Origin of the sequence: Synechococcales cyanobacterium T60_A2020_003 (assembly GCA_015272205.1) — a bacterium.
In the GTDB taxonomy this organism is placed as follows: Bacteria; Cyanobacteriota; Cyanobacteriia; order RECH01; family RECH01; genus JACYMB01.
Window position 1 is genome coordinate 1 of the sequence record JACYMB010000365.1, and the last position, 14,735, is coordinate 14,735.

12 protein-coding genes and 1 pseudogene are annotated in these 14,735 nt (G+C 53.0%); 9 read left to right on the forward strand and 4 right to left on the reverse strand.

Features of this window, described 5'->3' with window-relative positions:
* The coding region (gene ahcY, locus IGR76_17730) for an adenosylhomocysteinase (protein ID MBF2080298.1) at window positions 1–924 on the forward strand (924 nt) is incomplete at its 5' end.
* 196 nt (window positions 925–1,120) lie between these two features.
* Entirely contained in the window at window positions 1,121–1,753 is a 633-nt protein-coding gene (locus IGR76_17735) for an exopolysaccharide biosynthesis protein (protein ID MBF2080299.1), read from the forward strand.
* A 267-nt stretch (window positions 1,754–2,020) separates the two neighbouring features.
* Here the strand turns inward: IGR76_17735 and IGR76_17740 are convergent, their stop codons facing one another.
* Together IGR76_17740 and IGR76_17745 are read right to left on the reverse strand one after the other, a co-directional pair.
* Window positions 2,021–2,323, reverse strand: a complete 303-nt coding sequence (locus tag IGR76_17740; protein MBF2080300.1) for a DUF3181 family protein — start codon at window positions 2,321–2,323, stop codon at window positions 2,021–2,023.
* 184 nt (window positions 2,324–2,507) lie between these two features.
* Window positions 2,508–3,884, reverse strand: coding sequence for an HlyD family type I secretion periplasmic adaptor subunit (locus IGR76_17745; GenBank protein MBF2080301.1), 1,377 nt, complete (start codon window positions 3,882–3,884; stop codon window positions 2,508–2,510).
* A gap of 175 nt (window positions 3,885–4,059) precedes the next feature.
* Between IGR76_17745 and IGR76_17750 the strand changes: the two genes are divergently transcribed.
* From IGR76_17750 to cobJ, 5 genes are all read left to right on the forward strand, one after another.
* Window positions 4,060–4,197 carry a photosystem II reaction center protein K gene (locus IGR76_17750; GenBank protein ID MBF2080302.1) on the forward strand — a complete coding sequence of 46 codons (138 nt, stop codon included), beginning with the start codon at window positions 4,060–4,062 and terminating at the stop codon, window positions 4,195–4,197.
* Window positions 4,198–4,575: 378 nt separating this feature from the next.
* Window positions 4,576–5,979: a 3-isopropylmalate dehydratase large subunit gene (gene leuC / locus IGR76_17755; GenBank protein ID MBF2080303.1), complete on the forward strand. Its 1,404-nt coding sequence runs from the start codon at window positions 4,576–4,578 to the stop codon at window positions 5,977–5,979.
* Between the two features lie 75 nt (window positions 5,980–6,054).
* On the forward strand, window positions 6,055–6,654 hold the full coding sequence (gene leuD, locus IGR76_17760; protein MBF2080304.1) for a 3-isopropylmalate dehydratase small subunit: 600 nt from the start codon (window positions 6,055–6,057) through the stop codon (window positions 6,652–6,654).
* A gap of 370 nt (window positions 6,655–7,024) precedes the next feature.
* Window positions 7,025–7,405 (forward strand): PIN domain-containing protein, encoded by a 381-nt coding sequence (locus IGR76_17765; GenBank protein MBF2080305.1) that lies wholly within the window; start codon window positions 7,025–7,027, stop codon window positions 7,403–7,405.
* Between the two features lie 162 nt (window positions 7,406–7,567).
* On the forward strand, window positions 7,568–9,400 hold the full coding sequence (cobJ, locus tag IGR76_17770) for a precorrin-3B C(17)-methyltransferase (protein ID MBF2080306.1): 1,833 nt from the start codon (window positions 7,568–7,570) through the stop codon (window positions 9,398–9,400).
* A 7-nt stretch (window positions 9,401–9,407) separates the two neighbouring features.
* On the opposite strand, the gene IGR76_17775 is transcribed toward cobJ, so the two are convergent.
* Window positions 9,408–10,922 (reverse strand): hypothetical protein, encoded by a 1,515-nt coding sequence (locus IGR76_17775; GenBank protein MBF2080307.1) that lies wholly within the window; start codon window positions 10,920–10,922, stop codon window positions 9,408–9,410.
* A 418-nt stretch (window positions 10,923–11,340) separates the two neighbouring features.
* Here IGR76_17775 and IGR76_17780 point away from each other — a divergent pair, with 418 nt between their 5' ends.
* On the forward strand, window positions 11,341–12,537 hold the full coding sequence (locus IGR76_17780; GenBank protein ID MBF2080308.1) for an alanine racemase: 1,197 nt from the start codon (window positions 11,341–11,343) through the stop codon (window positions 12,535–12,537).
* 595 nt (window positions 12,538–13,132) lie between these two features.
* On the forward strand, window positions 13,133–14,050 hold the full coding sequence (gene hetR / locus IGR76_17785; GenBank protein MBF2080309.1) for a heterocyst differentiation master regulator HetR: 918 nt from the start codon (window positions 13,133–13,135) through the stop codon (window positions 14,048–14,050).
* Here the strand turns inward: hetR and IGR76_17790 are convergent.
* Window positions 14,047–14,735, reverse strand: a pseudogene (locus IGR76_17790) (sulfate/molybdate ABC transporter ATP-binding protein). The gene hetR and the pseudogene IGR76_17790 sit on opposite strands and share 4 nt — an antisense overlap.

Here is a 14,735-nt window from a genome sequence, read left to right on the forward strand (position 1 = left end):
CAAATTGCCCTGGATCATCGCCCCAACGTGATCATTGATGACGGTAGTGACGTGGTCGCTACCCTGGTTCAAGAGCGCCAGCACCAGATCGCTGATTTGATCGGAACCACCGAGGAAACCACCACCGGAATTGTGCGGCTCCGTGCCATGTTCAACGACGGGGTGCTGACCTTCCCAGCCATGAACGTCAACGATGCCGACACCAAGCACTTCTTTGACAACCGCTACGGAACAGGACAATCCACCCTCGACGGCATCATCCGAGCCACCAACATTCTCCTCGCCGGAAAAACGATTGTGGTTGCGGGTTACGGCTGGTGCGGTAAGGGAACGGCGCTGCGGGCGCGTGGTCTGGGTGCAAATGTCATCGTGACTGAGATCGATCCGGTGCGGGCGATCGAAGCCGCAATGGACGGCTTCCGCGTCCTGCCGATGGCCGTTGCCGCTCCTCAAGGGGATTTGTTCATTACCGTAACTGGGAACAAGCACGTCATCCGCAAAGAGCATTTTGAGGCGATGAAGGACGGGGCGATCGTCTGTAACTCAGGCCACTTTGATATTGAGATTGACCTCAAGTCCCTTAAGGGCATGGCTAGCGAGGTGAAGCAAGTTCGTAACTTTACCGAAGAGTATCGCCTGACCAATGGCAAGTCTGTGATTGTTCTTGGCGAAGGGCGTTTGGTGAACTTAGCCGCCGCCGAGGGACACCCCAGTGCAGTAATGGACATGAGCTTTGCCAACCAAGCCTTGGCCTGTGAGTACCTGGTGAAAAATAAGGGACAACTCCAACCCGGATTGCACTCCATTCCCACCGAACTTGATCGGGAAATCGCACGCCTCAAACTTCAGGCGATGGGCATTGCCATTGATTCCCTAACCGCCGAGCAGTTGGAGTATATCAATTCGTGGTCAATGGGAACCTGATCCTCCGGTTCTAAACTTTCATGATTGATAAGGGGTGCGATCGCACCCCTTTTTTAGCCTGTCGTTTATATGTCCCCCAGAGTTGCTATAGTTCTGATGAAGATTTTACGAATCGTTAAGCGGCGATCGCTCCCACCCTCTACCCTTGAAATTTAAGACTGGCATCACGATGCGCGTGATGGCATAAGGAGATACTGTGGCAAGACTTTCAACCGAATTGCAGCGTCATTTTTTTGAAGAAGAGCGATCGCTCACGGTAACCCTGCTGGATATTTTGGAACTGGCCGGAGAGCGTACCTTTGGCTTCCTGTTTGTCTTACTCTCATTGCCCTCGGCTCTACCTATCCCTGCCCCTGGCTACTCCGTGCCGTTTGGGATTGTCATTTTTCTGCTGGCAATTCAGCTTGTGATCGGGCGCGATCGCCCTTGGCTGCCGGAGAAAGTCAAGATGCATGCCATTCCACTGAAGCAGATTCAAGGGGTTTTAGATGCTGGATTACCCTGGTTACGCCGTATTGAAGGTATCTCCCGGCCTAGGCTTCCTTATGTCTGTACCAGTCTCCCCGGACGCACCCTCATTGGTGCTGCTATTAGCCTAATGGCAATCTCCATGATGATTCCCATTCCCCTAACCAACACGCTGCCTGCAATGGGCATTTTTGTAACCGGATTTGGTTTGCTAGATGATGACGGTGCGATCAGCCTCGGTGGGTTAACGCTATGTTTGATGGGACTAACCCTAACCTCATCAGTGCTGATCTTTGGGTACACCGCCGTTAGCGTCGCGATCGACTGGGCAAAACAGTGGATTTTTGCATTCGGTGGTTAATTCTGGCGGGTTGTCACATTCCTGAAGCCCAGCGTAGAAACCAGTAAGGCTGCTCAACTCCCTCAGAGAATAGGGCAGCCTTTCGTCGGTAGTTTATACGAAATCCTGCTATAGGGTGGCACTAAACCCCACCGCCTGACGGCACCTCCCCTACCCTGCGGGAAGCCGCTTCGCGTCTAGGGTAAGGGGAGGTTGGGAGGGGTCTCTGAAATAGTGCTTACGAATCGGAGTCCGTATTACCCGTAGGGCCTGTTCCGTAATCGGGAGTTACAGGTTGCGTTGGAATTCCTCAAGCAAGTCCATGAGGGTCACCTGTCCCTGCATCGGAATCAAATTGGCAAGAGGCACATCCAACTTTCCTCCCCCTAACTTGACCGAAATATTCTGGAGGATGCTAGAGACAGTGCTTTCGTTAATCCGTCCTTCCTCAAGAAGGGGATAAAGTTGCTCTGCCAGAACCGTGTGGAGGTGAGCATCTTTGAGGTAGAGGTGCCATTTCGCAACATCGATGTAAACGTTGTCGCCAATTTCAGACGCCAATGCCTCAAGGGTTTCGGTTGTATTTGCCATAATCGCTCCAGCATTCAGTATTCAATGGAGTTGATCCCACTCTACCGTGATCCCCCTCCATCCCTCTGTCTCTGTAGAAAGATTAAACAGATCGACTTTTGGGTGAGGCGTTTTCACGAAGTTCAGGTCTAAGCAATGCAGATAAAACGCATGCACCAACGCTATTTCGCCCTTAAACCAGACCCTATCGCACGGAGAAAGCCTCATCAAAGCGGCGCGTGATGGGTTCAATGAGGAACGTCAGCACACTCTTTTGACGAGTCACGATTTCTGCGGTCGCGGCCATACCAGGCGCTAAGGCCACCTCTTGCCCTCGAACCGGAATGCTGGTCTGACTGAGGACAATCCGGGCTGGATACACTAACCCCAATTGTTCATCTAGTTCTGCATTGGGGCTAATCTGTTCCAGGGTTCCGTTAATCGTGCCAAATTCCTGGAATGGGAAAGTCGCCACCTTGACTTTGGCGCGCATTCCCTCCGATACAAAGCCAATATCCCGGTTGAGAATCTTGACTTCCAGCACCAGCGTTTGACCATCGGGCAAGATCGACAACAGTTCCTCTCCCGGTTCGATCGTTCGTTCGCCTTCGGTGATGTCTAACTTATAGACTCGCCCGGATATGGGAGCACGGATCACACCGCCGTCGGTACGAATTTCAGCCTGATTTAACTGCCCCGTAACCTCCGCCAGTTCCTCCCGCCGACGGGCAAGCTGCGTCAGAATTTCGCTCTGCCGTTCGGATGCGAGTCGGTTGACGGTTGCTTGAGCTGCTTGTAATCCCTCTTCGCTCTGTCGAACGGTTTGTTGCTGAGCCTGAATTTCACGCTCAATGGTCGCCACTTGATCACGAGCTTCCGTCAGCCGATCCACCGCTTCCAGATAATCTAATCGAGCCACAATACCATCTGCGACTAAGCTAGACAGACTCGCTTCCCGTTGCTCTGCATTCGCCAGGGTTTCGCGGGCACTTTGCAGGTTTCCTTCCAGACGCGCCAGACGGGTCTTGTTTTCTTCTACAACCGATTTCTGGCGATTGACCTCAGCGATCGCCTCCTGTTGGCGAGTGTTGAATTCCTGCAACCGGGCTTCTAGAAGCTCATCCTGGAGCGCGGTTCCGGTAGACACATTGCCATCCCGTTCTGCTTCTAAACGGGCAATGTCCTGCTGAATCAGTTCTGCTCCGTCTTTCAGCCGTTCGACGTCCGCTGAGTTGAGGGTGGTGTCTTGGGTGATGAGCACGTCGCCCGCTTGAACGGAATCCCCTTCCTTGACGTTGATGCTCTCAATCACACCGCCCTCCAATGCCCGCACCGGACGCACCTGCTGTGAGGGAATCAGTTCACCATTGGCGATCGCCACTTCGTCTACCTTGCTGAAATGCGCCCAGGCGATCGCCCCAAAAATCAGGGCGGAGAGCGTTCCGGCCAACAGGCGCGTGTAGAGCGGTGGCAATTCCCGCACGGCCTTGCCTAGCTCATAGGATAAATAGTCCTCTGGCGACACAAACTGCTGACGAGTCTGACGGGCTTGGGCAGCAGCGGCGGTATCGGACGGTTGCATAGTCATGGGAAACCCTGGCAAATCAATCAGTGCATTACATGGCAGACGGTCAACCTAGGCTGAAGCGTTCTCCGTCTGAACCGCAGAATTTCAGGCGGGATGGGGATGGATTGATCCCCCTTACATGGTAGGATACGACCAATTATAAGAATTCACGATTGAGGTAAGACGGTTCATGGAAGTGGCATTGTTGCTTGCAAAGTTGCCAGAGGCGTATGCGCTATTCGATCCCCTGGTTGATGTTCTGCCGATTATCCCGGTATTCTTCCTCTTGCTCGCATTTGTATGGCAAGCTGCGGTTGGCTTTAAATAAGAATATATCTTTGACAGAGCTTATTGGGCTGTCGAGGCACTCTGGGTTCAGGGTGTCTTTTTCATTTTCATTAGAGAAGTGGAGGGGTGATGGGGTAAAGAGGGAATGACTGGGGCTGAGAAATGCGACTTCTGGTATGGAATACAGCAGAGTGTCGAAGCAACTTAACAGAAGTCACATCTCTGAATGCTCGCTAAGATCTTAAAAATATTAATAGGCATCTAAAAATATATTGGACATTCACCTGCTCTGCTTTTTATCGTAGTAGGTACGATTCGAGAAGGGTTGTGACCATTCACATATTGCTGGTTGAAGAGGGCTTCGTGAGATCAAGTTCCTCTTCCCGCTGTTAGACCACTTAGCTAAGCAGGATGTCGTATGAGCAAAGGGACGCTGTTCGATAAAGTTTGGGATTTGCACACCGTCGGAACCTTACCGTCGGGTCAAACACAGCTTTTTATTGGTCTGCATTTGATTCACGAGGTCACTAGTCCTCAAGCCTTTGCCATGCTGCGAGAGCGGGGATTAACAGTGATGTTCCCAGAGCGCACGGTGGCTACGGTGGATCACATCGTTCCGACAACGAACCAAGCCCGTCCCTTTGCGGATGATTTGGCCGAAGAAATGATGAGTGCGATTGAGCGCAACGCCAAGGAAAATAATATTCGCTTTTACAACGTTGGTTCCGGCAGTCAGGGCATTGTTCACGTCATCGCCCCAGAGCAGGGTTTGACTCAGCCCGGAATGACGATCGCCTGTGGAGACAGCCACACCTCTACCCACGGTGCCTTTGGGGCGATCGCCTTTGGCATTGGCACCAGCCAAGTTCGGGATGTTCTCGCCTCGCAAACCCTAGCCTTATCGAAGCTCAAGGTGCGTCGGGTGGAGGTGAATGGGACGCTGAATCCCGGTGTCTACGCGAAAGACGTGATTCTCCATATCATCCGCAAGCTCGGCGTAAAGGGTGGTGTGGGCTATGCCTACGAGTACGCCGGAACCACTTTCGAGCAGATGAGCATGGAAGAACGGATGACCGTCTGCAACATGGCGATCGAGGGTGGCGCACGCTGTGGCTATATCAATCCAGACCAAACCACCTACGACTATCTCAAAGGCCGTGATTTTGCGCCCAAAGGTGCGGAATGGGATCAGGCCGTTGAGTGGTGGAACAGCATTCGCAGTGACGCCGATGCCGAATATGACGATGTGGTGGTGTTTGATGCGGCAGACATCGCGCCGACGGTAACCTGGGGAATCACGCCCGGTCAGGGTATTGGCGTAGACGAGCAGGTTCCTACTCCCGATACGATGCCGGAAGATGAACGGGCGATTGCTGAAGAAGCTTACAAATATATGGATCTCCAGCCCGGACAGCCGATTCAGGGCACGCCGATTGACGTGTGCTTTATTGGAAGCTGCACCAACGGACGGATCGAAGATCTGCGCGAGGCTGCCAAAATCGCCAAGGGTCGCCGCGTTGCCTCAAATGTAATGGCGTTTGTGGTTCCGGGTTCGGAGCGGGTGAAGCAGCAGGCCGAAGCGGAAGGATTGCACGATATCTTCACAACTGCTGGATTTGAATGGCGCGAACCAGGCTGTTCCATGTGTCTAGCGATGAATCCGGATAAACTCCAAGGTCGGCAGATTAGCGCCTCTTCCTCCAATCGGAATTTTAAGGGACGGCAAGGTTCCTCTTCCGGTCGGACGTTGCTGATGAGTCCGGCAATGGTGGCCGCAGCGGCGATCGCTGGCAAGGTTACCGATGTCCGCGAAATGCTGTAAGCACGGGATATTGCATCATCCCACCCCTCCATCACTCCATCACCCCTCCACCCCACAAAAGGAGAATTATCCATCATGTCTAGCGAAGTTAAATCTGTTATCGGTCGTGGCATTCCTCTCGAAGGGAATGACATCGACACCGATCGCATCATTCCTGCCCGTTTTCTGCGTTGCGTCACCTTTGATGGTCTGGGCGAACACGCCTTTGAGGACGATCGCCAACAGCTCAACGGTGCCCATGCCTTTGATCAACCCCAGTACCAAGGCGCAAAAGTCCTCGTTGTCAATCGCAATTTTGGCTGTGGTTCCTCCCGCGAACACGCACCCCAGGCGATCGCCAAATGGGGCATCCAAGCCTTAGTCGGTGAAAGTTTTGCCGAAATTTTCTTTGGCAACTGCGTAGCGATGGGGATTCCCTGTGTTACCGCTAGTTCCGACGATGTAAAGGCACTGCAAGGGGCGATCGCTGCTAATCCGCAAGCAACAGTGAATCTCAACTTGGACACGATGCAAGCCTCCTGTGGTGATGTGACGATTTCCGTTGAGATGGGGGCTGGCCCACGTCAGATGTTCCTCGGGGGAACCTGGGATGCTTGCGGTCAGTTGGTGGCGCAGGCTGAGCAGATTAAAGCCACCGCCGCACAATTGCCCTATGTGAGCTGGTCGCACGCTTAGGTTGAGTGGAAGGCTCTGTAAATAGGTATCACTGACTCTACAGAGCCTTCGGGCTACTATTGGAGTAACTCATCGATTCTGTGCAGCCTATGAACACTGAAACGATTACGCTTGAAGTGTCTCAAGATATCTTGAACGAACTTTCTACTGAAGCGTTACAGCTAAACCTGCCCTTGTCTGAATACATTTTGCGTATCTTATCTATGCGGAAAACATGAGGCAATTTACCTAAAACGGGAGCAGAGCTGATTGCTTATTGGCAAAACGAAGGAGTCATCAACTCACGACCTGATATCACTGATAGTCAAGCCTATGCTCGTCAGTTGCGTCTTAATGCAGAAACGCAAGAGCATAGCTAGGATAACTAGAGATGTACCTATTGGACACTGATGTTTTGATCGACATCCAAAGAGGTCATGCTCCTGCAATTGCTTGGTTTGCTGGCTTGCAAGACTTGCCTATTGTTCCTGGCTTTGTCGTTATGGAGCTCATTCAAGATGCTAAAAATACACAGCAAGTTCGCAATGCTCTCAAATTAACTGCTTCATTTTCCATTGTCTGGCCTACTGAAGTTGATTGTGTCCGTGCTTTATCAAGCTTCACAGCCTATCACTTATCACACAGCCTAGGACTTCTGGATGCTTTAATTGCGGTTTGTGCAGTTGGTTTGGGTGCTACTCTTTTCACGTTCAACGTTAAGCATTATCGAGTTGTACCCGATCTGGTCACCGCCCAACCTTACACACGCTGACTGCAAGTTGACAGCAGCCAACGGATGAAACTACTGGCTTAAATATCAAGGTTATCTGTCGCCACTGTATTTCACTGTTCATGAAATTTGCGCTACGTTGACGAAGACTAAACGTATGTTTTGCATGTGCGATCGCTATCAGGAGTAGCAAACATTTTCCCTGTGACTTCATCGATTGATTTTGTACAACCTCTAGCGGCGATCGCCCTTACGCCATCTGGACTCCAAACCCTTCAACGGTTAGGAAATGACATAACCATTTGGATTCCTGCCTCTCTAGATATCCCGGAGTCTGACCAAGTCCAAGTCTTTTCCGGCTCCCTCAAGGCGCATCTAGCTCAGCTTTGGACAAGCCATCGCGGGTTGATATTTTGCCTAGCAACAGGGGCAGTGGCTCGACTCGTTGCGCCATTATTTCAGGACAAAGCGACCGACTCGGCAGTTGTGGTCGTGGATGAAGCCGGACAGTACGCGATTAGTTTCTGTGGGGGACATCAGGCTGGGGGCGATCGCCTCACCCAGTGGGTTGCGAAACAGTTGAACGCGACGCCGATTCTCACTGGAGCCTCAAACGCCGCAGGACTCCCCGGAGTCGATGTGTTGGGTGTGCCCTTTGGGTGGCGGAAAGGCGAGGGAGACTGGACGGCTGTGAGTGCGGCGATCGCCCGTCATGCAACCGTTCAAGTCACTCAAGACTGCGGATCACCATTGTGGCAGGATCATCTCCCGCCGAATCATCCGTTTCAGTTTGGCGATGGACAATCGGCAGACGCTCAAGTCTGGATTACGGCTCAGCATCCCCCAAAAACCTCGATTCCAGCCGTAACCTGGCATCCTCGCCTCCTGTGGATCGGGATTGGCTGTGAACGAGGCACGTCTCAAGCGCTCATTACCCAGGCGATTCAGCAAACGCTGGTGAAGGCGGGACTCGCAGAAAGGGCGATCGCCGGACTTGCCACCATCGATTTAAAGGCTGATGAGGTCGGACTCCTCGGCTATTGTGAGCATACCAACCTACCCTTACGGTGCTTTTCCGCAGAGGAGCTTCAGACCGTCGAAGTTCCTACACCTTCGGAGGTAGTGCGATCGGAAGTCGGAACACCCAGCGTTGCCGAAGCTGCTGCATTACTCGCCAGCGGATCATCCCAGCTTATCGTCACCAAGCAGATTGTCCGAAAGGAAGGCGAACCCGGTGCCGTGACGGCGGCGATCGCTCAATCCGATCAAGAATTCACGGGTCGTATTGGGAAACTCTGGCTGGTCGGCACAGGCCCTGGCGCACTGGATCAGATTACCCCAGCGGCGCAGAGTGCCATGTCCCAAGCGGATGTCGTGATTGGCTATTCGCTGTACGTCGATTTGGTGAAACCGCTGCTGCGTCCCGGTCAAATTATAGAAGCCCTACCCATCACCCAGGAACGCCAACGGGCTGAACGGGCGATCGCCCTTGCCAATTGGGGCCTAACCGTTGCGGTCATTTCTTCAGGCGATTGCGGCATCTACGGCATGGCAGGGTTAGTTTTAGAAGAACTACGGGCACAAGGTTGGGATGGCAAAACGCCCCAGGTGCAAGTCTTCCCCGGAATTTCCGCTCTGCAATCTGCCGCCTCGCGGGTGGGTGCGCCCCTGATGCACGACTTCTGCGCCATCAGCCTCAGCGATTTGCTTACCCCCTGGGAGATGATCGAGAAACGATTGCATGCCGCCGCCCAAGCCGATTTTGTGACGGCGCTGTATAACCCGCGATCGCGCACTCGTCAAGATCAGATTGCGATCGCCCAACATATTTTCCTCCAATACCGAAACCCCGAAACCCCCGTTGCCCTCGTCCGTTCCGCCTACCGGGAGGATGAACAAGTCACGCTCACCACGCTGAGACACATGCTCGAAGCCTCCATCGACATGCTCACCACTGTGATTATTGGCAACCAAAGCACCCGCCAGTATGAAGGTTGGATGATTACGCCACGCGGCTATCTAGGATTTACTGACTAGGACGGTTTCAAAGCGTCAAAGGCTTGTCGGGCATAAATTCCAGCGTCACGGTGAGCTGAAGTGCGCCCGGTTCCCAATGGTCGGATTCTGCCATATCAATTCCAGTCCCCTCCATGAGGAGTTGGAGTTCTGGGGTCGTTTGCTGAAGGTTGGCCATGACTTCGGAGTGCAACCGATGGAACAAGTCAGGACGCTGACACCATGCACACTCTCCCGACTGCACCAAACTATCGGGCGGCACCGGAACCGATTCCAAAGCGTAGGGCAGTGCTTGTCCCGTGCCTAAGTCAAGATACCAGTCATGTTCCACCGTCTTTAGGCGAAGAGCTGCCAGCAGTCGCAGCGTACCGCTTTGCCAACTCGCTCCGGGCTGGAGTAAGGTGGCCTGTACGCCACCCACGAGTTGCGTAATCTCATAGGTGCTGCGGCTAAGACACCACAGAATCCAACGGCTGAAATCTGTTAGGGACAGATTACGACGTAAGAAGTTTTGATTGGATTGCGCCACAGGACTTTGTAGCCATTCCATCAAATGACAGGCATCCTCTACAAGTTTCGGAACCAGCGCGTCCCGATCGGTTGGGGAGGTACTTACTGCTCGAAACTCTGGCAGTTGGGCGATCGCATCTTGCATTTGCCGCTGCACCACCATTTTGGCATAGTCTTCCAGCCAGTCGGTTTCCGTAAACTGAAGCGTTGGGTTCGGTGGCGAGGCAAAGGATTCAGCAACGGGCACTCCGGTGGGCACAAACTCAAACCCCAACTGAAGCCAAATCACTCCCGTTTGCCAGGGTTGTTGCGGAACCAAAAAATCTGCATTTAGCCCTTCAAAGAAGCGGTTTAGCACAGGGGTCGTGAGTTTGACCTGTTGGTTAATATGCTCTAACAGCACGTCAGCGGCGATCGCCTCCTGACAGAGCGAACATGCCTCTGAGCGCAGTTGAACCGTTGCCGGAACCGTATTAGCGGGAGCCTGCTGGGTGGCGAGATCTAGAGTGGCGCTAAAGTCCGGCGCGGCGATATCCAATCGAGTTGACAGACGCAAAATTCCCGATTGTCTCTGATGACCCTCAAAGCACTCTGCCGGAACGCCCTCGATTAAACGCATCACCTCATAGGAACTACGGGCGATCGCCCATAGCAACCACGGCAATAACGACTGAAGCGAGGAATACTCATGCCAGCGGGCGTCGGGTTGGGCGGTAACAGGTGGAGCCGATTGCAGCGCGTCGATCACGTCGTAGACTTCCTCCGCGACGTAGGGGGCTAAGTTCTCTGGTGTTTGGGGCATATCCCCAGGCCAACCGCTATCGGGCGATCGCAACTCCTGAATCACCCGCATCACTTGTTGAGTTGTACTCACGATCGCGCTGGAAACTGGATTGGGATGGGCGATCGCCCCATTGGACATCTCCGCGTCAGATAAACTCGCAAACCTGAGCATGATCTGAGTCAGATCCGCTTGGGTACGAGGCGGAACCTCAACGCTGGTGAGCGGATTGGGCGAAAGAGGAGAATTCATGCTTGCCTCCGACGGAGCCGAAACCGATTGCAACCGTGTCATAGGAATGCCGTAATAGGGAACACCAGAAAATGACAGGAGCAACACCTAGAGTTTTCCGTCCATATATCCAGAATCCGGACTATTGTTGGGAATGGTCTACCGCAAACGCGGTGCGATCGCTCCTGTTATTCAGAGTTCCCGAAAATAACTTCGCATTGACATGATGAACAAATATGAACGATGACCCTAGGGCGATCGCCCTAGAAAAACCTTGCGGAATTGAAGACCAGACGTATAATTTCATCAAACTGCGCAGGTCTAATCACAAAGACTCCTCTAGGAATAGGGGCTTCGTAAAGAATTAGGAATCAATGACTGTCCTTTCTTTACAGCAAACGTAAGCGCAGTGGTGTGTGTGGCGGACGGAGGAATGTTTATGTTGAGCTGGGATCAAATGCCAACCCTGGCAGGAATGCAGCGTGAGCGAGCATGGGTCGAAATTGATCTGTCGGCACTAACCCACAACGTGCGGCAGTTTCGCCAAATTACAGGTCAACAAACCCAGTTGATGGCAGTTGTGAAAGCAGACGCCTATGGACATGGAGCCGTCACCACGGCCAAAACCGCCCTTCAAGCGGGAGCAACCTGGCTCGGCGTTGCGACGGTTCCCGAAGGCATTGAACTCCGGGAAGCCGGAATCACAGCACCTATCCTAATGCTGGGTGCAACCAATACTCCTGAACAGGTGCAGGCGATCGCCCAGTGGAACCTGCAACCTACGCTATGCACCTTCAAACAGGCGATGGTCTTTGCCGAAGCGGTTTCTAGCTACCGTGCGCCCCTTCCCGTTCATCTCAAGTTTGATACCGGGATGTCGCGCCTCGGGGTACCGTGGCAGGAAGCCGTTGATCTTGCCCAGTTCGTGGTGCGATCGCCCCAACTGCGGCTCGCCAGCGTTTACTCCCACTTTGCGACGGCAGATGACCCGGATCAAACCGTGATGCGCCTCCAAGAATCTCGGTTTCGCCATACGATTCGGCAGATGATGAATGCAGGCATTACGCCACCTTGTTTGCATGTATCGAATACTGCGGCCACGTTAACCGACGCCAACCTGCACCACGACCTCGTGCGAGTTGGATTAGGGCTGCATGGGTTGTACCCGGCTCCCCATTTGCGCGATCGCATCCATCTCAAACCTGTCATGCAAGTGAAAGCGCGAGTCACCCAAGTAAAACCCATTGCGGCAGGCACTGGCGTAAGCTACGGGTACAGGTACATTGCCGATCGCGATATTCAAATGGCCGTGATTGGCATTGGCTATGCCGACGGTGTACCCCGAAACCTATCCAATCGCATGGAGGTTTTAATCCGAGGCCAGCGAATTCCTCAGATCGGGTCAATCACGATGGATCAAATGATGCTCGATGTCAGCACTATCCCAGATCTGCGCGAAGGTGAGATTGTCACGCTGTTAGGGCGAGATGGACAGGACGAAATTAGCGCTGATGACTGGGCGGACACCCTCGGAACCATTTCCTGGGAGATTCTCTGCGGCTTTAAGCATCGCCTTCCCCGCCTTGCCGTCAACCAACCCACCGAACAAACCGAAACCGCACACCTTCCCTACTAATATTCCGTCAGCACAAAGAATTAGGGTTGGCGATCGCCGAAACGCCTGTTTTCCAATCCCCTTCAGAGATAGCAACCCTAAATTTTAGACTTGACGCTGCACTAGAGCACAGGATTGCTAATTTATGCCCAGCTTCAGCAACGCTGCACTTTAGCAGAGTAGGTAGTATTTTCCAATTTTTGTGATCGGGAAATACTAGATGCACGTACAATGGCATAAGCTGCATATGTAGCGTTTACCCTAAAAATCTCTCAGCCCCTGTAAGCCGCCTGTGGGTGTTCAATGTTGCAGAGGCTGTGTCTAGAGCCATCGTCAGGTGTATCTCCTAATGTTTGGTTGTTATCGCTTTACAGCGCGTTCTGTAGGGTCGTTTTGGTATTAAAAGCCACAGCTTTCCGTCGTCAGGCAGATGCCTAGCGAATAGCAACGTTTAACATCAGGCAAGGCCATAGCGAGATCTCACCCACGCTACCGAGTTTTTGCCCTACATTGCAAAGAAAATCGTTTTAGCCTATCGATTTTGTCCTGACTGTCCCTCGGTAGCATCGTAAACCTCTTTATATAGGATGGCTGCGATCGCCTTTAGTGATGACGAATGACTAACGATCTCGAATTGATCAAACGCCTTGGTCCCAGCGCAATGGATCAGATCATGCTGTATCTGGCCTTTAGCGCAATGCGCACCGGGGGACATCGACATGGTGCCTTTTTGGATGCCGCCGCAACCGCTGCAAAATGCGCGATTTATATGACCTATCTGGAGCAGGGGCGAAACCTGCGCATGACTGGGCACTTGCACCACATTGAGCCCAAGCGGGTCAAGGTTATCGTCGAGGAGGTACGCCAAGCTTTAACTGAAGGCAAACTGCTGAAAATGCTGGGGTCGCAAGAGCCTCGCTACCTGATTCAGCTTCCCTATGTCTGGGCAGAACAATATCCCTGGGCACCGGGAAAACCTCGAATTCCGGGTACTAGCCTAACGCCTGACGAAAAACGGCAAATCGAAGAAACGCTGCCGCCCAATTTGCCGGATGCACAGCTCATCAACTCCTTTCAATTCATGGAACTGATCGAGTTTCTCCATGCGCGATCGCAGGAGAACCTTCCACCCGATCGTCGCCTGCCCTTGAGCGAAGCCTTAGCCGAACACATCAAGCGGCGCTTGCTCTACTCCAGCACTGTGATTCGCGTGGATTCGCCTTGGGGCATGCCGTTCTATGCGCTGAATCGATCTTTCTATGCTCCCGTAGACGAAGAGGAGCGCACCTACATCATGGTGGAGGATACGGCTCGGTTCTTCCGCATGATGCGCGACTGGTCAGAACGCCAGCCTAGGGTTGCACGACTGTTAGAAGAACTCGATATTCCAGAGGATCGCATTGATCAAGCCCTAGAAGAATTGGATGAGGTGATTCGCGCTTGGGCGGATCGTTACCACCAAGTGGGTGGAGTTCCGTTTGTATTGCAAATGGCGGCGGGACAAAAGGATGATATAGACGAGCAGCACGTTTAGGCAACTGCCGCAGGAAAGATGCGGGTGTTTTTAGGGCGGACGTAGACGATCTGCCCTGCCTTTAGGTCTAAGGTATCGTACTGTTCACGGGTGACATATGCTGTGATGGCATGGCCGTCGCTTAGCAGCAGCTCGACCTGAATTTCTTGTCCGAGGTGAATGACGCGAGTAATGGTGGCGGGTAGCGTATGGAGACTAGGAGATAGACTCAGCTCGATATCGTGGGGACGAAGAAACAGGTGGGAAGGATATTCGCACCGTCATGCCCAAACGACGACATGATTTGTGCCGTTTTGGGGAGAACATTCACCGGGCCAATAAAGCTCATCACAAAGGGGGACGCTGGATGATCGTACACCTCGGCAGGGCTGCCAATCTGCTCGATTCGACCATGATTCATCACCACAATCTCATCGGCAACTTCCATGGCTTCCTCTTGATCGTGCGTCACAAACACCGTGGTGACATGCATTTCATCATGCAGACGACGGAGCCAGTTGCGCAAATCTTTCCGCACTTTAGCATCTAGGGCACCAAAGGGTTCGTCTAACAACAGCACCTTGGGTTGTACAGCTAGGGCACAGGCAAGCGCAACGCGCTGACGCTGTCCACCCGAAAGTTGGGAGGGGTAGCGATCGCCCATTCCTGTCAACTGCACCAGTTCAAGTAGTTCATCAACGCGGTG